The organism is Mesoflavibacter sp. (assembly GCF_964226795.1).
Lineage (GTDB): Bacteria > Bacteroidota > Bacteroidia > Flavobacteriales > Flavobacteriaceae > Mesoflavibacter > Mesoflavibacter zeaxanthinifaciens.
In genome coordinates this window covers 80,513-101,407 of sequence record NZ_CAXQQP010000007.1, presented here as the reverse complement: position 1 = coordinate 101,407, position 20,895 = coordinate 80,513, and the positions used below count along the sequence as shown (strand labels likewise).

General features: G+C 30.2%; 19 protein-coding genes and 1 tRNA gene. 6 read left to right on the top strand and 14 right to left on the bottom strand.

Going from position 1 to position 20,895, the window contains the following annotated elements:
* Positions 1–42 precede the first annotated feature (42 nt).
* The 4 genes from ACEQT4_RS05705 to ACEQT4_RS05690 are packed head-to-tail and all read left to right on the top strand — an operon-like array spanning position 43 to position 3,797.
* Complete coding sequence (locus ACEQT4_RS05705; protein ID WP_370226473.1) at positions 43–1,008, top strand: lysylphosphatidylglycerol synthase domain-containing protein; 966 nt, start codon at positions 43–45, stop codon at positions 1,006–1,008.
* Positions 1,008–2,132 (top strand): glycosyltransferase, encoded by a 1,125-nt coding sequence (locus tag ACEQT4_RS05700; RefSeq protein ID WP_370226472.1) that lies wholly within the window; start codon positions 1,008–1,010, stop codon positions 2,130–2,132. The genes ACEQT4_RS05705 and ACEQT4_RS05700 overlap by 1 nt, the downstream gene beginning before the upstream one ends.
* A gap of 51 nt (positions 2,133–2,183) precedes the next feature.
* On the top strand, positions 2,184–3,056 hold the full coding sequence (locus ACEQT4_RS05695; RefSeq protein ID WP_370226470.1) for a hypothetical protein: 873 nt from the start codon (positions 2,184–2,186) through the stop codon (positions 3,054–3,056).
* Positions 3,057–3,797 (top strand): Bax inhibitor-1/YccA family protein, encoded by a 741-nt coding sequence (locus ACEQT4_RS05690; protein ID WP_370226469.1) that lies wholly within the window; start codon positions 3,057–3,059, stop codon positions 3,795–3,797.
* Between the two features lie 52 nt (positions 3,798–3,849).
* Here ACEQT4_RS05690 and ACEQT4_RS05685 read toward each other — a convergent pair whose 3' ends face one another.
* The 3 genes from ACEQT4_RS05685 to ACEQT4_RS05675 all read right to left on the bottom strand — a co-directional run bounded on the left by ACEQT4_RS05685 (position 3,850) and on the right by ACEQT4_RS05675 (position 6,560).
* Positions 3,850–4,326 (bottom strand): hypothetical protein, encoded by a 477-nt coding sequence (locus tag ACEQT4_RS05685; protein ID WP_370226468.1) that lies wholly within the window; start codon positions 4,324–4,326, stop codon positions 3,850–3,852.
* A 120-nt stretch (positions 4,327–4,446) separates the two neighbouring features.
* Positions 4,447–6,198: a M56 family metallopeptidase gene (locus ACEQT4_RS05680; protein ID WP_370226467.1), complete on the bottom strand. Its 1,752-nt coding sequence runs from the start codon at positions 6,196–6,198 to the stop codon at positions 4,447–4,449.
* Between the two features lie 2 nt (positions 6,199–6,200).
* The gene (locus ACEQT4_RS05675; RefSeq protein ID WP_027880912.1) at positions 6,201–6,560 is read right to left on the bottom strand and encodes a BlaI/MecI/CopY family transcriptional regulator; all 360 of its coding nucleotides are present in this window, start codon (positions 6,558–6,560) and stop codon (positions 6,201–6,203) included.
* A gap of 119 nt (positions 6,561–6,679) precedes the next feature.
* Between ACEQT4_RS05675 and ACEQT4_RS05670 the strand changes: the two genes are divergently transcribed.
* Positions 6,680–7,177, top strand: a complete 498-nt coding sequence (locus ACEQT4_RS05670; protein ID WP_370226465.1) for a DUF456 domain-containing protein — start codon at positions 6,680–6,682, stop codon at positions 7,175–7,177.
* Positions 7,178–7,444: 267 nt separating this feature from the next.
* On the opposite strand, the gene ACEQT4_RS05665 is transcribed toward ACEQT4_RS05670, so the two are convergent.
* From ACEQT4_RS05665 to ACEQT4_RS05615, 11 genes are all read right to left on the bottom strand, one after another.
* Complete coding sequence (locus tag ACEQT4_RS05665; protein ID WP_027880910.1) at positions 7,445–8,122, bottom strand: response regulator; 678 nt, start codon at positions 8,120–8,122, stop codon at positions 7,445–7,447.
* 15 nt (positions 8,123–8,137) lie between these two features.
* Positions 8,138–10,168 carry an ATP-binding protein gene (locus ACEQT4_RS05660; RefSeq protein WP_370226464.1) on the bottom strand — a complete coding sequence of 677 codons (2,031 nt, stop codon included), beginning with the start codon at positions 10,166–10,168 and terminating at the stop codon, positions 8,138–8,140.
* A 108-nt stretch (positions 10,169–10,276) separates the two neighbouring features.
* Positions 10,277–10,453 (bottom strand): hypothetical protein, encoded by a 177-nt coding sequence (locus ACEQT4_RS05655; RefSeq protein ID WP_370226463.1) that lies wholly within the window; start codon positions 10,451–10,453, stop codon positions 10,277–10,279.
* A gap of 27 nt (positions 10,454–10,480) precedes the next feature.
* Positions 10,481–10,654: a hypothetical protein gene (locus ACEQT4_RS05650; RefSeq protein ID WP_370226462.1), complete on the bottom strand. Its 174-nt coding sequence runs from the start codon at positions 10,652–10,654 to the stop codon at positions 10,481–10,483.
* Between the two features lie 412 nt (positions 10,655–11,066).
* Positions 11,067–11,140: transfer RNA gene (locus ACEQT4_RS05645), tRNA-Asp, on the bottom strand.
* Positions 11,141–11,206: 66 nt separating this feature from the next.
* Positions 11,207–12,136 (bottom strand): DUF58 domain-containing protein, encoded by a 930-nt coding sequence (locus tag ACEQT4_RS05640; protein WP_370226460.1) that lies wholly within the window; start codon positions 12,134–12,136, stop codon positions 11,207–11,209.
* Positions 12,137–12,215: 79 nt separating this feature from the next.
* On the bottom strand, positions 12,216–12,533 hold the full coding sequence (gene trxA / locus ACEQT4_RS05635; RefSeq protein WP_027880907.1) for a thioredoxin: 318 nt from the start codon (positions 12,531–12,533) through the stop codon (positions 12,216–12,218).
* A gap of 122 nt (positions 12,534–12,655) precedes the next feature.
* Positions 12,656–17,041, bottom strand: coding sequence for a DNA polymerase III subunit alpha (gene dnaE, locus ACEQT4_RS05630; protein WP_370226459.1), 4,386 nt, complete (start codon positions 17,039–17,041; stop codon positions 12,656–12,658).
* 153 nt (positions 17,042–17,194) lie between these two features.
* On the bottom strand, positions 17,195–17,644 hold the full coding sequence (locus ACEQT4_RS05625; protein WP_027880905.1) for a PA2169 family four-helix-bundle protein: 450 nt from the start codon (positions 17,642–17,644) through the stop codon (positions 17,195–17,197).
* Positions 17,645–17,789: 145 nt separating this feature from the next.
* Complete coding sequence (locus ACEQT4_RS05620; RefSeq protein WP_370226458.1) at positions 17,790–18,479, bottom strand: DUF6252 family protein; 690 nt, start codon at positions 18,477–18,479, stop codon at positions 17,790–17,792.
* Positions 18,480–18,651: 172 nt separating this feature from the next.
* The gene (locus ACEQT4_RS05615) at positions 18,652–20,202 is read right to left on the bottom strand and encodes a DUF6252 family protein (RefSeq protein WP_027880903.1); all 1,551 of its coding nucleotides are present in this window, start codon (positions 20,200–20,202) and stop codon (positions 18,652–18,654) included.
* A 185-nt stretch (positions 20,203–20,387) separates the two neighbouring features.
* Between ACEQT4_RS05615 and ACEQT4_RS05610 the strand changes: the two genes are divergently transcribed.
* A complete protein-coding gene (locus ACEQT4_RS05610) occupies positions 20,388–20,876 on the top strand; it encodes a 30S ribosomal protein S16 (RefSeq protein ID WP_027880902.1) in 489 nt (162 codons plus the stop codon).
* The last annotated feature ends 19 nt before the right edge of the window (positions 20,877–20,895 follow it).

The following is a 20,895-nucleotide window of genomic DNA, read 5'->3' as shown; positions in this document are numbered from 1 at the left end:
GTGTTTTTTAGTTTATTTTGCAAGCATTTCAGAAAAAATAAGATGAATAGTAGCTTACCTTACAAAACTAAGCAATTCTTTTTTGTACTTATCAAATTAAGTATAGTTGTTGGCGCTTTTTACTTTATTTATCAAAAATTACTTAATAATCCGGAATTAAAATTTGAAGATTTTTTAAATTTTCTAGACAAAAACAAGCTGTTTTCAACAAAAAACATCATTTTTTTAGTGTTTTTAAGCAGCCTTAATTGGTTTTTAGAAATTTTGAAATGGCGATTTTTAATCTCAAAAATTAAAACAATAATTTTTTTAGAAGCGACTGAGCAAAGTTTAGGTGCTCTAACTGCATCTATTTTTACACCAAATCGTATTGGCGAATACGGCGCAAAAGCGATTTACTTTGCAAAAACGCATCGCAAAAAAGTACTGCTTTTAAACCTAATTAGTAATATGCTTCAAATGAGTGTTACTGTTATTTTGGGTGTAATTGGGCTTATTTTTTTATATCACAATTATGAAGTCAATATTGGTTATCGATTTATTAGAGCTTTAATATTATTGACTTTAATTGCTTTGTTTACAGTATTTGGTTTGAAACAAAACCGATTTAATATTAAAGGTTTTTCTTTTGAAAAAGTGATTAATTATATTAAAAATTTAGGTATAAATTATTTAAGTATTGGGCTGTTACTTTCGGTGTTACGATATGCTGTATTTTCTTTTCAGTTTTATTTTATTTTGACACTTTTTGGGATTCAATTAAACTATATTGACGCCATGATTTTAATTACATCCATGTATTTATTGGCTTCAATAATTCCGACAATTTCAATTTTTGATGTTGTGATAAAAGGTAGTGTTGCGCTGTATGTTTTTGGGCTAGCTGATATTAACCAATTACCTATTTTAAGCTGTATTTTATTAATGTGGTTACTTAATTTTGCACTGCCTAGCGTTTTTGGTAGTTACTATGTACTTAACTTTAATGTTCTAAAAAACCATAATTAATGCTTGTTATAACAGTTGTTATATTGCTTTTGTATTTATTTTTAATAGGAAAATTTGCTTTTGCAATTGAAAAAGTATCAGAGTTTAAACTGCAAGATATTCCTGCAAAAACAAAATTTTCGGTAATTATTCCTTTTAGAAATGAAGCCGAAAATTTACCAGCGCTATTAAATTCTATTGCAGAGTTAAATTACCAAAATTCGCTTTTTGAAATCATTTTAGTTAATGATGATTCTGAAGATCTTTCTGAAGATATTGTTACTAAGTTTATTTCAACTTCAACTTTAGATATCACATTGATTCAAAATAAAAGACAATCGAATTCGCCTAAAAAGGACGCTATTTCTTCTGCAATAAAAATTAGTAAATACGATTGGATTATCACAACCGATGCCGACTGTGTTTTACCAAAATATTGGCTAGATAGTTTTGATACATACATTCAGCAAAATGACGTTAAAATGGTTGTTGGACCAGTAACTTACCATCAGGTTAATGGGTTTTTAAAACACTTTCAGCTATTAGATTTTTTAAGTTTAACAGGAAGCACTATTGCTGGTTTTGGTATTGGTAAACCATTTTTATGTAATGGTGCTAATTTGGCTTACAAAGCATCCTTTTTTAATAGCATGAATGGTTTTGAAGGCAATGATACCATTGCAAGCGGAGATGATATTTTTTTAATGGAAAAAGCTTTAAAAACAGATGTAAATTCTGTTAGATATTTAAAAAGCACACATGCTGTTGTGCAAACAATACCGCAACCAAATTTTAAAAGTTTACTATCGCAACGCATACGTTGGGCTAATAAAACATCTAACTACAATAATAATTTTGCTAAGTTGGTTGGGCTAATGGTTTTACTAGCAAATTCTGTAATTGTCATTAGTTTTGTGTTAATGGTTTTAGGGTTATTTCAGTTTAAAACGTTTGCCTATTTGTTTCTTTTAAAGCTGCTTATAGATTTTCTTTTAATCTATAAAACAAGTGTGTTTTTCAGCAAAGAACAAGCATTAAAGTATTATTTACCGTCAAGTTTATTATATCCTTTTTTTTGTGTTTACGTTGCTGTTGTTGGCTCGTTTTCAAGTTACAAATGGAAAGACAGACGCTTTAAGAAATAGTTTATTAGTTTAAAAATTTCTACTTTAGCAATCAACCAAATTTCAATCTCTATGAAACGATTACTTTTCATTCTAAGCTTATGTGTTTCAACATTAAGTTTTGCACAACAAACCTACTCTGTTAATGGCGAATCTTTAAAATTAGACACTGAAGTAGAAGGCACTTTAGATCTACTTTGGACTTCTGTTGATGGGCAATTTAGATATTTTATTAAAACCGAAGACAACGTTGTAACCGAACTTAAAAACACTAAAGGCAACAACAATAAGTACCAAAACGAATATCAAACTACACTTACTAATTTAACTGACATGGATGCGTCTAAAACTAAATTTACATTATTTGGTTTGAAGCAATTTATAAATAAATATAACACTTCTGTAGACGATACTTATACAGCTAATGATAGTAAACCAAAACTTAAAACTAGATTAAGTGTTTTTGGAGGTTTAACTAACAATCCTTTTGTAAATAACCCTGATAATGAAAACAGTCTGTTTTTTGGGACTGAGCTAGAAATTGTCCAAGACAAAGCACAACCTAAACATGCTGGATTTGTTAACCTAAGATACATTGCAGAAAATGACAATCTACAATATAGCGCTACACAATTAGCTTTAGGCTATAGATTTAGGTTTGTAAATCAAGATAATTTTAATGTTTACGCGCAAACTAAATTTGCAACATTAACTAATGTAAACGCAACTTATATAGTCGAAAACCCTGAAAACCCAGGAAATTTAATAGAAAACGAAGTCTCTAATACCGAATTTGACGCACCTTTAATTTTTGGACTTGGTGCTGATTTTAAAGTTGGTAATGGTTATATCACCTTAGTGTTTGACTCTTTATTTGCTGCATTTATAGATAATGAAGATAACTTTCCTACAGATGTAGCTTTAGGCTATAAATTTAACTTATAAATGAGTTTAATAGACAAAACTTCTAATCCTGTTTTTGACGGTTACTTTTGGGATAATTACGACCAAGAACCAAAAAAAATGACCGTTGGTGGCATTTTATTAAAAACATTGTATTGTCTATTAATTATAACTGCAATTGTTGTTGGTATTTGGAAACTACAAACGCAAGGCACAAGTATAAAATGGTTTGCTTCTGGTGGTGGTATTGCTGCAATAGTGATTAGTATTGTTATTTCTGTAAGGCAACAATGGGCTCATTTTTTGGTTCCATTATACTCGGTTGCAAAAGGTTTTTTTCTTGGAGGAATTACTGCTTATGCTCAAGCAAAATTTCCGGATTTACCGTATCAAGCAGTTGGTGTAACGATAGTTACATTTTTTGTTATGCTTTTACTTTATCAAACACGCATTATTATTGTTACCAAAAAGCTACGAAGTATTATTATTACTACTTGTGCTAGTATTTTTGTAGTTTATATCATCTCATGGATTTTAAGCTTTTTTGGTATAAAAAGTTTTATTTGGGGAACAAGTTGGTTTGCTATTGGCTTTAATATTTTTGCTATTGTTTTCGCCGCTTTATCATTACTCTTAGATTTTGATTTTATTGAAAGACAAAAACATCGTGCACCAAAACACAAAGAATGGCTTGCTACTTGGGGATTATTAGCAACTCTTATTTGGTTATATGTTGAAATTTTAAGGTTGATGAAAAAGTTTGCTGTTAAGTTTCCGAAGTAATTTTTTTAGATTCTTCGCTGAGCTCTGAATGACAAAATAAGTTAATAATCTTTTAATTAACCTGAAGAATGATTGGTAATTTAAATTGTGTTTTTACTTGCTGACCGCGTTTTAAAGCTGCATAAATTGGAGGCAAACTGTCTAAACTATTTTCTATTATTTGCTGAATATTAGGTAACTCTGCTATAGTTAAAGAATCTACCGTAAATTTTTCAATTTGTAATTGTCCTTTTTCTGAAATTAAAAATTCTAGAATTATAGTATCATTAATATCTTGAGTCACAACAAAGGTTTCTTTAGCTAATTGAGTACTTATGTGATTGGCTAACGTAGTTTCAAAACACTGTTTTTTATTAGTCAATGTGTCTAAAGAATCGCAAACAGGAAAGCTTGGATACGTGTCTACTTCGTTCCAATTAAATGTTTTTAATTCTTTTTTTAGTATAGCATCTTTTGATGTCTTTTTAGCTTCAAAATACTGACAAGACACTAACAAAAGGAATATAAAAAAAATTGCTATTTGCTTCATATTAAACAAGTATCGCCGAAAAATACGATTTTTACTTGATAATTGTATATTTATTAGGTGTTGACCATAAAAAAACCGAAGCAAAAGACTTCGGTTGTAACTTTTTAAAAAGAAAATTTACTAATCTACTTTAAAGGTTATTGGTAAGCTATAAGGCACATTAACTTGTTTACCTTTATCTGTACCAGGTGTCATTTTTGGCAATAAATTAATCACTCTAATAGCTTCTTCTTCTAAATCTTTATGTGGTGCTCTAGCTTTTACATTTACTACATCTCCATTAACATCTATTTTAAAGCTTACAAAAATGCGTTTTACACCTTTTTCTAAATCTAGATTATTAGCTAGTTCTGTATTGAAGTTTTTCATAACATGCTCGTTAATTTTATTTGAAAAACATTCTTTTTGTTCTTTAATATTAAATACTGTTTCACAACCTTCAATTAATGGAACTTGTTCTATAACACTAAAAGGAACATCTATTTCGTTATTTGAATCGAGAATGTAATCGCCTTTTGGTTCTCTAACTTCAATTTTAATATGTCTGTAACCATCAGATATTACCAGAGCATGATACCATTCTTCTTTATTTATTTGCGCTAATTTTGATTGTTTCAATGCTTCTTCTTCAGTAGTTAAATTATCTAAATCTTCTACTAATAATCTTAAAGTACCTCTTTTTGGATTGCCAATCCAATTATCTTTAGACTCTTGGGTTTCTTTATTTTTTAAATAGTCTTGATAGGTTTGATTTTTTATTTCATTAATGAAATTTGCCGACTTACCATTTTTTAACTTAAAATCTTCTGCCATAAACAAAAACTTAGCTTTAAGTCTTGCATATTGGTCTAAAGTGTTTAAGTAATTATTATAATCTGCCTTATTCTCTGAAAACAATTTTTCAATATTATCTTTATACTTGCTTCTATAATCGTTTAAGTATTTTTCTACCAATTCTTCTTCCGTTAATGTGGTTTGTTCTGTATTTGCTTTACTAGTTTCGTCTTGAGAACATGAAGAATACACCAACATTGCTGTAATCATTGGTATTAGTAGCAAGTACTTAATTAAATATACTGGTTTTGATTTTGATTTTTGTAACATAATAATTCGTTTTTTGATTAATGATTGTTTAAAAAATGGATTGACGAAAGGCAACGATTTTACATCAAAAATTTGCTGTAATAAACGTTGATAATAGTCTTTTTTATTGACGGTTTTTATGGCATTTTGGTCGGCAATATATTCGTGCACTTGTATTAAATATCCTTTGTAGATATATACTAAAGGATTAAACCAAAGTGCAATTTTTAACACTTCCAACCATAATAAATCTATGCTGTGTTTTTGTTTAACATGAATAAGCTCATGTGCCAAAATACTTTCTTTTTGTTGTTCTGTTAGTTGGTTACCAATAAACACATAGCTAAAAAAGGAAAAAGCAACAGTTGTATTTGGCAGTGATAAGATTTGATATCCATTAGACTTTACTTTTTTAGATTTTGCCCATAATTTTAAAAGTTTAGATAGTTTAAAGACAAAAATTAAAAATGCAATACAACTACCTAAAATGATAATATTGTTAAGCGTTAACCATGAGGTTTGATTGGTAATAGTTGAAGCTTCTGTAATTATTTGTGGTGTTTTTTGTACGTTACCTAAAACAACTTCTGGTAAAACAACTACATATTTACTTGGTAAGGTTTTAGTAAAACTTTCAATTTTAATAAAAGGCAAGAGTAATGACAATACAGAAGTTGATAATAAATACCAACGGTTGTAATTAAAAAACGTTTCTTTTTTTAAAAGCGCTTCATAAACCAATAAAAATATAAGTTGAAAAGCTATTATTTGAATGATATAGGTAACCATAACTATTCGTTTTTATTGATTTCTTTTAAAACACTTTCTAGCTCTTCAATATTTATATCATTTTTCTTCACAAAAAAAGACACCATACTTTTAAAAGAACCTTGAAAATAATTTTCGACCAAGGTGTTTAAGCTTTGATTGCTATAGTCTTGTTTTTTAAGTATAGGAAAATACACATGTCCCTTTCCTTTTTTTTCATAATCTACAAATCCTTTGGATTCTAAAATCCTAACAATTGTAGAAACCGTGTTGTAAGCTGGTTTAGGTTCTGGAAGTATATTAATTATATCTTTTACATTAGCTTTTTCTAATTGCCAAAGGACTTGCATAATATCTTCTTCTGCTTTTGTAAGTGGCTTCATTTTTATAACTAAAGTTTTAGTTGAACATAACAAATATAACTAAAAAATTAGTTTAAACTAATTTTTTAGTTTAAAAATGTAACATAACAGAAATATAATCGTCATATAAACAAAAACTTATGGATATTTTTTTAACCATTATTGGCTTTGCATTTATCTTGTTAGGCTTAGTTGGAAGCATCTTACCAATTTTACCTGGTCCTCCTTTAAGTTGGATTGGTTTGTTATTTTTATTTATGACAGACGCTGTGCCCAACGACACTTCTTTTTTGATTATAACCTTAATCTTTGCATTATTAATTTTTGCTTTAGACTACATCATACCTGCAATTGGTACTAAAAGATTTGGCGGTAGTAGATCCGGAATGATTGGGACAACGTTAGGTTTAATTATAGGACTAATTGCACCAATACCATTTGGTATTATTATTGGACCTTTTGTTGGTGCGTACTTGGGTGAGTTATCTAATAAAGCAGATTCTAAAACTGCTTTAAAAGCTGCTTTTGGCTCCTTTTTAGGTTTTGTAACTGGTACTTTTTTAAAGTTTATTGTAGCAGTAGTCTACATGGGCTTTTTTATTAGTACGTTTTGGGAATTTAAGCATTTAATTTTTTAATTTTTTTAATCATATATATAAAATGAAAAAGCAACATCGAGCGATGTTGCTTTTTCTTGTGTGTAAATGTAAATGCTATTAACCAAACTAAGTTTATAAGGGAAAATACTTAAATTAATAGTCATTACAAATATAAGTAATTGTATATTATACCTTTACGGTTTTTACCGTAAGTAGATTGCGGTAAAAACCGTAAGTCTTAAGTATATGTAGACTTTTAAAGCTTTTTTTAACGTTAAACAAAATTGTAATTTTCTTTAAAAGTTTTTATATGTAGCCTTTTTCTTTCGCAATTTTAATTAAAGTTTCATCCTTACCATCCTCAACAAAGAAAAGCTCTTTTATGTTTTTCTTTCTTTTTTCAATTGCACTCAAAGTTAAGTCTAAATGTTTAACTAAATCTTTTGTCTTTACACCTAATGATAAAAGATGAAGCATTTTATGATTTACCAAATCTAAAGTTATTGGATTTTGTAAGCTTTTTCTTAGTATTCTATTTATAGTACCACTATAAAATGGAGGATTATTTTGAATGGCTTGAAAAGCACTAGCTAGCTCACTAGAGGTTAAATCGCTTTTTATTAAAAATCCTTCTGGGTTTATAGTTTTTATAATATCATGTATTCTATAAACTTCATCAAACATAGTCAGAATTACTATTTTGGCATCTTCTTCTACCATTCTTACTCGTTTTGCTAAATCTTCTCCAGATTTATATAAGCCATCACTAGACTCTGGTATACTAATATCAAAAAAATAAATATTGTAAGGTACGCCTATGCTTTTTGCTTTTTTCATGGCTTTTAATGCCGAATCACAATCTGAAGCTATATCTATTGTCAAAGACTGGTTTTCTTTTTTTGTAGCCATTAATGTATGCATATAGCCTTCTATAATCATTGGATGATCATCAACCATTAGTATTTTTAACTCTTGAGTTTTCATGTTTTTTTAGTTAGTTTAAATATTTGGGACAGTAATTGTAACAGATGTTCCTTTATTTATTTGAGATGTGACATTAAAATTTCCGTTAATTTCCTTTAATCTATCTTTTATATTTTTTAGGCCAATTCCGTTTTTAGTTTTGGTTTGGTCAAATCCAACACCATTATCTGTTATTTTTAAATTTAATTTATTTTTATCTAAATAAAACTCGATATCAACTAACGTTGATTCTGCATGTTTATAGATATTTTGCATAGTTTCTTGCAAGATTCTATACAAGTGAATTTTTATTTTGTTATCAAGCATATCCCAATTAATATTAGAATCTGCTTTAAACGTATAATCGATATTGTAGGCTGTCATTTGAGTTTCGACTAGGTTGTTAACCATATTGAAGTATCCTGATTGATTAACAAAATCTGAATTTAACTCATGAGAAACCTTTCTTATATCATCTTCTATATTTTTTAATTCAGAAATGTATTTACTTCGTTTTGAAATTGCATCTTGTGTATTAACTAGATTTAAGCTATCTAGACTTAATCTTGCTCCAAAAAGTCGTCCTAAGATACCATCATGCATTTCTTGAGAAATTCGGTTTTTCTCTACGCTACGTGCTTCGTCTATTTTTTCTTGTTGAGAGAGCATTAACTTATAGATCTCTTCATTTGCTTCTTGTTGCTGTTTTTGTAGCTGTAACTCTTTATTTTTTTCTCTTTGAGACTTAATGATATACAAGAAGAATAAAACGCCTAATAATCCTACAGATATAAAAATTAACCATTGTCTTTGCTTAGAGATTTGTTCTTTCTCTTGAAGAATTTCGTCTGTTTCAAACTCAATTCTAGCAAATTTATTTCTGTTTGTTCGTTCTTTGGAGATTAAGCTATCGTTTAACCTTATATGTTCATATAAGTATGCTTTAGATTGCTCTCCTGTTTCGGTTTTGGCTTTTAGTATTAACGCATCTAAGACAGTTTGGTTTTCTCCTACTTCATTTGCTTTATTGTATGCTATATTTGCATATTTTTGAGCAGAATCTATTTGCTTTTGGTGTAAGTATAATTCTGAAATAAAAGAGGCGATAATAGATTGTTCTACTTTTATATCTTGATCAATAGAGAATTTGTATGCTGTTTTAAATGTGTTTTCTATTTCTTCTGGAACAAAATTACCTTTTAAAAACTTGGCGTAGGCTAAATTTGAAATTATAGAAACATAGGTTTGAGGATCTTCTTCCTTTAATGTTTCTAAGTTTTTTATATTATTTAATACTTGTATTGTTTTATCATAATCTCCTTTTCTGCGATGTACTATGGCTATGTTCATCTCTGAAAAGTCTTTATAATATTTATACTTTTCAGCTTTTAATTTTTCTGCATACTCTAAAGCTTTATTATGATATTCAATAGACTTATCAAACCTTTTTACTTTACTTGAGACTATACCAATTAAATTATTAAAAGCCCAAAGGTTAAGGTTGTTACCGTCAGATATTGGTAATGTTTTTGCTATTTCTATTCCTTTAATGGCATTTATTTCTGCACCTATATAATCTCTTTCAGACTCTTGTATGTTAGCCATATTAAGGATAATATTAGATTCGTTTTGTATATCTTTTAAAAGCTCGTAAAGTTTTCTGGCATTGTAATAATAATAATAAGCGCTGTCATTTTTATTACTCTCTGCAAAGTAAAATCCTAGGTTATTATTTGCATAAGCCATCTTAAGAGAGTCTTTTATTCTAGTAGAAATTTTAAGATTTTCTTTATTTACCCTATATAAAGAATCATACTGCCCAGACACTATAAATAACCAAGATAACACTCTGTTACTTGCTAATACTGTAGAGTCTTTATCATATTTTTTTGATAGCGAAATAGCTTCTCTAGCATATTCAAACCTTTTAGATATGTTTAAATCTGAATTATTGGCTTGTTTCCTTAGTTTTAAAATTTTTAAAATAGGGTCTTCTTCTTTAGCTTTTGGTGAAGAAGTAAAAGAGAAAAAAGTGATTAGTAAGGTTATATATAATATATATTTCACTAAGTAGAGTTCTTAATAACTCAAATTTAAAATATTTTAAATAAAAAACTAATCCTCTTCTAACTGTTATGTTAGAAGAGGATTTTTATATAATTAAATATATATGTCTTAGCCTTGCGTTGGTACCTTTGATATTTTTTTATCTGTCATAGAGATTAAATCTACTTGCACCTCTTTTACTTCTTTATTATTTTCTTTAGTAACAGTTTCTGTATCTATTGATGATACTCCGGTTAATATGGCGATTGATGCGATTGCTATTATTGTGATTTTTAGGGATTTCATTGTATATATTTTTTTGTGAATTATTAATTAACCTTGCGTTGGTACTTTTGACACTTTTTTATCTGTCATAGAGATTAAATCTACCTGTATCTCTTTGACTTCCTTGTTAGAGTTTTTAGAAGAAGATGTATTAGCTGAAATTAATCCAGTTAATAAGATAGTTGAGAAAATTGCTAGAAATGTGATTTTAAGGGATTTCATATTAATTATTATTTTAAAATTTATATTGTTTTGTTTAAGCAAAAGTGTACTTGTTCAATCATTAAAATTGAATTAACAAGAAATTACATACAATGAGGGATATTGTACTTTTTAAAATGGATAATTAATACTATAAGCGTAGTATATTGATTTAGGGACACTTATAAATATCTACGAAAGTAAAATTAGAAGACTAAATTAAGTAAATAAATCGATAAAGTGTTTAAAATGAAGGATAAAGTGTCCTTAAACAAAAAAGCATCCCTAATTTCTGAAACAAAACAGAAAAAAGGAAAGCTTTCCATTGGTTTAACTACTTAAACCATTGACAGACATCAACATCTGTCAAACAACACAACTAAATTTTATTGCCAAAAAAAGCTCCAATTTCTCGGAGCTTTAACAATTTTTGCGGTCTGGACGGGATTCGAACCCGCGACCCCCTGCGTGACAGGCAGATATTCTAACCAGCTGAACTACCAGACCGTTGCTTTATTGCGAGGGCAAATATACACTGCTATTTTAATTTCTCAAATATTTTTCGTGTTTTTTTTAAATAAATTTTTGCCTTTCGATCATGTAAGTTGTCAAAACGTCATTAAAACCTTGATTTACATCAGATTGCACATATTTAATTTTATACTGCAAACACTTTAATTTTAATTGTTTGAAATACTCTTTAACCATTTTATTATAATTTTCTTTAACAGAATCAGCATATAAGTTAATATATTGACCTGTTTCTACATCAATAAAGCGTTTTGGTTTATTATCAAAATTAAAATTTAGTTCTTTTTTGCTATCAAAAACATGAAAGAGTACTACTTCATGCTTATTGTGTTTTAAATGCCTAAGTGCTTCAAATAACTTCTGTTCATTAGTTTGTGTTTGAAGCATATCTGTAAAAAGAAATATTAAGGATCTTCTATGTATTTTTTCTGCTATTTGATGAAGAAGTGTATATGTTTCTGTATGCTTATTTTTTTGTTTTTTTTCTATAGTCTTTTCAAGTTGGTGTATTAACATTTGATGATGCCTTTCACTTCCTTTTTCTGGTGCATAAAAATCATAACCGTCACTATAAATACTTAATCCAACAGCATCTCTTTGTCGTTTTAAAATATGCATTAATGATGCGCTTGCTAAAGCTGAAAATGCAATTTTATTTAAGTTATTAATCGAAAAATTAGATAGGATTGGATAATGCATTGAACTACTGTTATCTAATATTATATGACACCTTAGGTTAGTTTCGTCATCAAAACGTTTTGTGTATAACTTATCTGTTTTTGCAAAGAGTTTCCAATCAATATGCTTAGTGCTTTCTCCTTGATTATATATTTTATGTTCTGCAAATTCTGCAGAAAAACCATGAAACGGACTTTTATGCATACCAGATATAAAACCTTCTACTACTTGTTTTGCTAGATGTTCAAGGTTTTTAAATCCGCCTGCTTTATTTAGTTCGTTTTGTAATTTCATGATTTTTAAATTTCATCTAAAATAAAAAAAGGTTTGCCATTAAGGCAAACCTTTCATTTTAATTTATTTATAATTTGGATTATAATAAAGAGTCTAATGCTTCTGCATAAGCATTTTTAGGTGCTACACCAACCTGACGTCCAACTACTTCTCCATTTTGAAATACTAATACTGTTGGAATGTTACGTACACCATATTTTGCTGCAAACTCTTGATTTGCGTCTACATCTACTTTACCTATAACAGCTTTACCTTCGTATTCTGTACTTAATTCGTCAATAATTGGTCCAACCATACGACATGGTCCACACCAAGCAGCCCAAAAGTCTACCATTACTGGTTTGTCGCTGTTTAATACTTGCTCTTCAAAAGTTGCATCTGTAATTTCTAATGCCATAATAATATAATTTAATTGTGTTTTTAATACGTGTTAATATGCAATATTAGTCAAAAAATTTGCCAAACCTTACAGCACAACAATTTGTTTTGATTATTACTGTATTAGTTTAAGTTATGTTATTAATTTAATTTAAAATACACTTGTTCATTTTCTAATTGATCTAAAAGCTCTTGACTTACTTTCACTTTTTGTTTTCGGCTAGACATATTCAATTTTACTTGATCCCTGTTATCGTAAACAACAAAATTTAAAGCTTGATTACCTGGATGAAGATTAATCAAGTCCTTTAAACGTTGTATTTTTTCTACATCTAAATCTTTTATATTTAATTGAATTGAAAGCTTTTTAGCATAACTTTCTAAAACATCTTGTAGTAATTGAAAGTTATTAAATTGAAGCCTAGGATCGCTTTTTTTACCTGTATCTTTGTTTACCCAACCTTCGCGTACAAATACCTTGACATAAACAAAATTATTTTGAAGTAAAAAATGTCTAAATTTTAAATATTCCTCACCAAATATTCTGAACTCGTAAGTATCTGTGTAATCTTCTACAGTAAATAATGCCCAACCTTTACCTTGTTTACTTACACGGTGTTGCACATCTGTAACAACTCCTCCAAAAGTCATTTCTCTATTTACATATTTTTCAAGATCGTTAAATACCGATAAATTAGCATTGCAGAAGGTTTTCATTTCTATTTTAAAATCATCTAGTGGATGCCCAGAGATATAAACTCCTACTACTTCTCGCTCTTTAGCTAGCTTCTCCATGGTTCCCCAAGTTTCACATTCGGGAATTGTTGGCTCTTCAATTTGAACTTCACTTTCACCACCAAAAAGACTTACCTGAGCAGAATTTTCGTTTTCTTGATGCTTTGCACCATATTTTATAGCTTTTTCTAAAAAGGTTAAATCACCACCATCTTTATAAAAATATTGCGCTCTGTGCGTATTTCCTAACTCATCAAATCCACCTGCTAATGCTAAATTTTCAAACGCTTTTTTGTTAGCTGCTCTTAAATCAATACGCTTTGCTAAATCAAATATTGAAGTATATGGTCCGTCTTCTTTTCTATTTTCTACAATCGTTTTAACAGCACCATGACCAACACCTTTAATTGCTCCCATACCAAAACGTACCGCATTATCTTTGTTTACCGAAAATTTATAAAAAGATTCGTTTACGTCTGGTCCTAAAACTTGTAATTTCATTCGTTTACATTCTTCCATAAAGAAAGTAACTTGTTTGATATCGTTCATGTTATTGGACAGTACTGCAGCCATATATTCTGCTGGGTAATGCGCTTTTAAATACGCCGTTTGATAAGCAATCCAAGCATAACACGTAGAGTGAGATTTATTGAAGGCGTAACTTGCAAATGCTTCCCAGTCTTTCCAGATTTTTTCAAGTTTTTTAGCATCATGACCATTAGCACTTGCTTGCTCAATAAACTTAGGTTTCATTTTATCTAGTACCGCAATTTGCTTTTTACCCATTGCTTTACGAAGGACATCGGCTTCACCTTTTGTAAAATTAGCTAGCTTTTGTGATAATAGCATTACTTGCTCTTGGTAAACTGTAATACCGTAGGTTTCTTTTAAGTATTCTTCCATTGCTGGCAAGTCATACTCGATATCTTCGTCACCGTGTTTTCTTCTTACGAAACTTGGTATATATTCCATTGGTCCTGGACGATATAATGCATTCATCGCAATTAAATCGTCAAAAACTGTTGGTTTAAGGTCTTTTAAGTGTTTTTGCATTCCAGGGGATTCATATTGAAATACTCCAACTGTTTCTCCTCTTTGGAATAATGCGAAAGTTTTTTCGTCGTCTAAAGGAAAACTTTCTGGATCTAACTGAATATTATGTTTTGCCTTAACAATTTTTACAGTATCCTTAATTAGCGTTAATGTTTTTAACCCTAAAAAGTCCATTTTTAAAAGTCCTGCACTTTCTACAACCGAGTTATCAAATTGTGTAACGTATAAATCTGAATCTTTTGCTGTAGATACAGGTACAAACTTGGTAATATCATCTGGTGTAATAATTACACCACATGCATGTATACCTGTATTTCTTACAGAGCCTTCTAACGCTCTTGCTGTATTTACAGTTTCGGCTTCAAGATCTGATCCTTCAGAAATATTTAAAAGTTGGTTTATTTTTTCTAAATCTTCAGACCTGAATTTTTGTCCCAATTGTTTTTCATCTAAACCAAAAATCTTGTTTAGTTTAGACATATTTGGGATTAGTTTTGCAATTCTATCTGCATCAAAAAGTGGTAAATCTAGTACACGAGCTGTATCACGAATACTACTTTTTGCCGCCATAGTACCATAAGTTATAATTTGTGCTACTTGATTTGCTCCATATTTATCGATAACGTAATCCATTACCCGGCTTCTTCCTTCGTCATCAAAATCGATATCAATATCTGGCATACTAATACGATCTGGATTAAGAAAACGCTCAAAAAGTAGATTGTACTGTATTGGGTCTATATTGGTAATCCACAAACAGTATGCAACAACAGATCCCGCTGCACTACCACGACCTGGACCAACAGATACATCCATATTTCTGGCTTCACGAATAAAATCTTCTACAATTAAGAAATATCCTGGATATCCTGTATTTTCAATTACTTCAAGTTCAAAATCTAGACGTTCTTTGATATCTTCTGTGATTTCTCCATAACGCTTTTTAGCTCCTTCGTATGTTAGGTGTTTTAGATAAGCGTTTTCGCCTCTTTTTCCACCATCAACCTCATCTTCTGGATGTTTAAATTCTTCTGGAATATTAAATGCTGGTAACAAGACATCTCTTGCTAACTCAAAAGGTTCTATTTTATCTACAACTTCTTGAATATTACTTATCGCCTCAGGAATATCTTTAAATAACTCCTTCATTTCGTCTGCAGACTTAAAATAATATTCTTGATTTGGTAATCCATAACGATAACCACGACCACGTCCTATTGGTGTTGATTGTTTTTCGCCATCTTTCACACATAATAAAATATCATGCGCATTAGCATCGTCTTTTTTACCGTAGTAGGTATTATTAGTGGCTAGTAATTTTATATCATGTTTTTTAGAAAACTCGATTAGTGTTTGATTAACACGGTTTTCGTCTTCTTGACCATGTCGCATTAACTCGATATACAAGTCGTCCTGAAATGTTTCTTTCCACCATAGTAAAGCTTCTTCAGCTTGTGCTTCACCTACATTTAAGACTTTACTTGGCACTTCACCGTAAAGGTTTCCTGTTAAACAAATAACGTCTTCTTTGTATTGTTCTATTAGTTTTTTATCAATACGCGGTACATAATAAAATCCATCTACAAACGCGTGGGATGAAAGTTTTGCAAGGTTATGATACCCTTTTTTATTTTTTGCAAGCAGTACAATTTGGTAACCGTTATCTTTTCTTGTTTTATCTGTGTGATCTTCGCAAACAAAAAACTCGCAACCTACAATTGCTTTAATTTGATTTGCTACTGGTGGTTTACCTTGTAGTGCTGCTTCTTCATTTTTTGCTTTTACAGATTTATTATGTCCATTTACAGCTTTAACAAAATGGAATGCACCCATCATATTTGCATGATCTGTAAGTGCAACTGCAGGCATTTTATGTTCTGCAGTTAGGTTAACTAAATCTGAAATACTTATTGTTGATTGAAGTATCGAAAACTGAGAGTGATTATGCAAATGTGCAAAGTCTACAGATTTAAGATCTTCAATGTTTTCTTTTATTTCTGCTGAAGAAATTCCGCTAGATTCCTGCTTTTTTAATTGCTCACGGATTTTATCACTTTCTCTTTTAAGATTTAAGTGTTTTAATCCTATAAGCTGAATAGGTTGCGGGTTTTCTTTATTGAAACGCTCAAAATAATCTGGTTGAACATCTAATTGTTCTTTTGTGTATTCTTTGCGTCTAACAAGCTCTAAAAAACAACGCGTTGTAGCCTCTACGTCTGCTGTTGCGTTATGTGCTTCGGCAAATGGTTGATTAAATAAAAATTGATGTAACTCGGTTAAAGTTGGTAATTTAAATTTACCACCACGTCCGCCTGGTATTTGGCAAAGTTGTGCTGTTGACTCTGTACATGTGTCTAAAACCGGTAACTCTTGAAGAGGATTGTCTACGCTTTCGCGGACAAACTCTGCTCCCATAATATTTAAATCAAAACCTACATTTTGACCGACAACAAACTTTGTTTTACTTAAAGCTTCATTAAATTTTTCTAAAACTTCTACTAAAGGATCACCTTGCTGTTGAGCCAACTCTGTTGAAATACCATGTATACGCTCGGCATCATACGGAATATCAAACCCATCAGGTTTAACTAAATAATCTTGATGATCAATACAGTTACCCATCTCGTCATGTAATTGCCATGCTATTTGGATGCATCTAGGCCAATTATCTACATCTGTAATTGGTGCATCCCAACGTTTTGGTAATCCGGTAGTTTCTGTATCAAATATTAAGTACATTAAGGTATTTTTAGATGTTTTCTAGAAAATTTTAGAGCTTATAAATGTACGTAGAAATTTCTCTTTTTTAAAGTGAAGTTATAAACAATTATACACAAAAAAATCCAGTATGATTATACTGGATTTTTTTATTTTATGTTAAGCATTTAAGTGTTATGACACTAACTCTTCATGCACTTTTTCTGTATTAATTGCTGCTTGTATAGAGTTACGATGTCTAAAAATTAGCTCGTCAATTGTTGGTGGCAAGTTATTTTCTTTCATTAACTTATCATACTCTTCTAAACTGGCTTCTTCACCTCTAATGGCTTCTTCTAATATTTTTTCTTCGTTATTAGAAGATAATGCTGATTTTAAACTCATCCAATTTCTATGTACAGTTCCTTTAAATGTGCCCGAATCTTCTGGTACCTCGCCATATCTTAAAATCTCTGTTCTTAATTCTTTAGCAAATTGGCTTCTTTCTGATGCTCTTCTCTTAAAGAAGATTTTTAAATTTTTGTCGTCTACATTAGACATTGCGTTTAAATACCCTTTTTCGGCATCATAGTTTTTTACTAATAATTCGTTTAATTTTTCTGAAATTTCTTCACTATAACTCATAATATCTTTTCATTTTAAATTTCAATAAATTATTTATAGATGTGTATTGTTTCGCATCTTCAATTATAAAGATATAATGAATTACTAAGCATACCAAGGGTTTAACAAGGTTTGTGATTGCCTTAAGATTTGTTAACAATCGTTTTTAGTTTAGGCAATCTCCTAAACTATCTACTATATTTTGAAGTGTACCATCATCACCACATAGGTTGATTTCGTTTTGAAGAGCTATCTTATAAGAACTACAAAACTGAGGATATTGTGGACCGTTAGGGTCTACAGCATTTAAGTTTGTCAATGTTGTTTGTGTAGTAGCTTGAGCTAATTGACAAGCTATAGATTGTTGACCATCGTTTAAAGTTGCTATTGATATTATTGGCACATTGTAAAAGTAACCACGATTCATCACAACACTATTTAATCCTGTGCTATCAAATGCATGAAAGTAAAATGTACCTGACACTGTTTTTTCTACTATATTAAATTCTTCAATGACAATTTTACCTTCTGATGGATACAATTGAATGGTTGGATCTGGAACACTGTTTGTAGAATACGCTGTATCAAAATCGTCATTAAAAACTGCTTTTGATGCTACATTACCCAAGTTATATACACCAACACTTGATCCAGCTGTTGATAGTGTAATTGTTTCTTCTCCATTGGTTCCTGTTATATTTAAAAATCCAAACGCATCTACATTAGCTCTAAAATCTTCTGCATTCCATACAATTTCATTTTTATAAGATTGAAATGATGGAGTATTAAACTCTAAATCATCTCCACATGATAAAATTGTTGTTAATAGCAAAAATAATAAGGATATCTTTTTCATTAATAATGGATTAAAAAAAACAGAAACCAAAAATATAATTTTAATTCACTTTAAATAAAAAAGACACTTAAACAGCGCTAATATTAGACCAAATACATTTTTTTATTGATAAAGAGATAAACAAAAAAAGGAGCTTTAATTAAAGCTCCTTTTTTGCAAGTGTATTATGTTATTAATTTGCATCTAAATAATCTGGTGCAGAATCTGCATCTGAGTTTTGTGCGTCATCTGGGTTACCATCTCCGTTTGGATCTGGATTCTCGTCTGCTGTTGGCACACCATCATTATCATCATCATTATCTAAATAATCATCCATACCATCTGAATCAAAATCTTGAGAATCTACAGGATTACCATCTCCATCATCATCTATAAACTCATAAATAGTTAATATGGTATCTCCGTCATCATCATTATCTAAGTAATTAGGTGTTCCGTCGTTATCTGTATCAATCATTCCTTCATAAACAGTAAAAACACCATCACCATCATCATCTTGGTCCAGATAATTAGGTATACCATCTCCATCTGTATCATCGTTTAATGGGTTACCGTCTGCGTTAATATCTTCGTCTGCTGTTAAAATACCATCATTATCTTCATCTAAATCTAAATAATCTGGTATTCCATCCATATCTGTATCTGCAGCGTTACCATCTGCATCAAGGTTTAACTCGTCGTTTGTTAATATACCGTCATCATCATCGTCTTCATCTAAATAATCTGCATTTAAATCTCCATCTGTATCATCATCTGTTAAATCTCCATTATTATTAAGGTCTTCAATTGAGTTTGGAACACCATCTCCATCATCATCACCACAATCTAAGTTATCTATAGCAGCTTGTAAATCTCCGTTTGGATCTCCGCAAGTATCAATTTGCTCGTTTAGGTATTGAATATATCTTGTACACATATCAATAGTATTACCTAAAGTAGCATTATTATAATCTGATTGTGCTGTTGCTGTATTATCACTTATTTGCTCACAAGTTAATTGACAATTATTTACTGTTAGTTGATCAATTGTTTCTTGTATCGTCCCGTTTACGTCTCCACAAAATTCTATTTGAGTATACAATGCATTTACATATGCATTACATAATTGTTCAAAAACAGCACTTTCCATTAAATCTGCGTTATTATACGCTATCATTGCCTGTTGCACTTGTTCTTCTGCATCTACACAAGTAAAATAATTAGTTGTAGGTCCTGTAGTAAAAGGTATATTATTAAAAACACCTTCTGAAAATCCTACAGAATTTAGACCTGTTGGATTAAATGCATTAAAATAAAATCTTCCTGAAAGTGTACCTTCTTCCAAGCTACCGGCAGTAATACTTATCATTCCATCTGGACGATATACTTGTACGCTTTCATCTGGAATTTTATTTGTTGACCACAATACGTTATTTTCATCTATAAAATTAGCAAAAGAAGCATTGTATTGCATATCGTAACATGATCCTTGACCTACACTAATAGCTCCTGTACAGCTAGTAGCATCTTGCGGATAGGCTACTAACGTAATTGTTTCTAAAGATGTAGACCCTTCTATAGTAATAACACCATTCTCATCTACCTGAGCTGAGTAAATATTTGCATTAAACAAAACACCATCGCCTTCTCTTTGGGCTTGAAATGTGGTTATTTTAAACTCATTTTCTTCGCTACAACTAAACATTAATAAAACCGTTATGGCTAATGCAATTACTTTTCTCATTCTTAAATCTTTGATAAATTATTGATGTTATATGTGCCTAATAATAATCTAGACATACTATCCTTCAAAAATAGAATAATTTTTCATTATAAATAATTGAAATTTAAAGTATCGGTTTAAAAAAATATAGTATCTTTGCGGACTTATTAATAACAGAGGTCGAGAACCTCACAAATTAATTTTTTATGCCAGTAAAAATTAGATTACAAAGACACGGTAAGAAAGGGAAACCTTACTACTGGATCGTAGCAGCAGATGCTAGAGCAAAAAGAGATGGTAAATACTTAGAAAAAATAGGTGCTTACAATCCAAACACTAACCCAGCAACTATCGATTTAGATGTTGATGGTGCAGTAAAATGGTTACAGAATGGTGCACAACCAACTGATACAGCTAGAGCTATTTTATCTTACAAAGGAGCTTTACTTAAAAACCATTTAGCTGGTGGAGTTAGAAAAGGCGCTTTAACTGAAGAGCAAGCAGAAGAGAAATTTAATGCTTGGTTAGAAGAAAAAGCAGGAAAAGTTGATGCTAAGAAAGAAAACTTAGCTAAAGCTGAAGCAGATGCTAAAGCAAAAGCTTTTGAAGCTGAAAAAGCAGCTAACGAAGCGCGTATTGCAGCAGCAGCTCCTGTTGTTGAAGAAGAAGCTGAAGCTTCAAACGAAGAAGAATAAAAAATATTTTTTTATACTT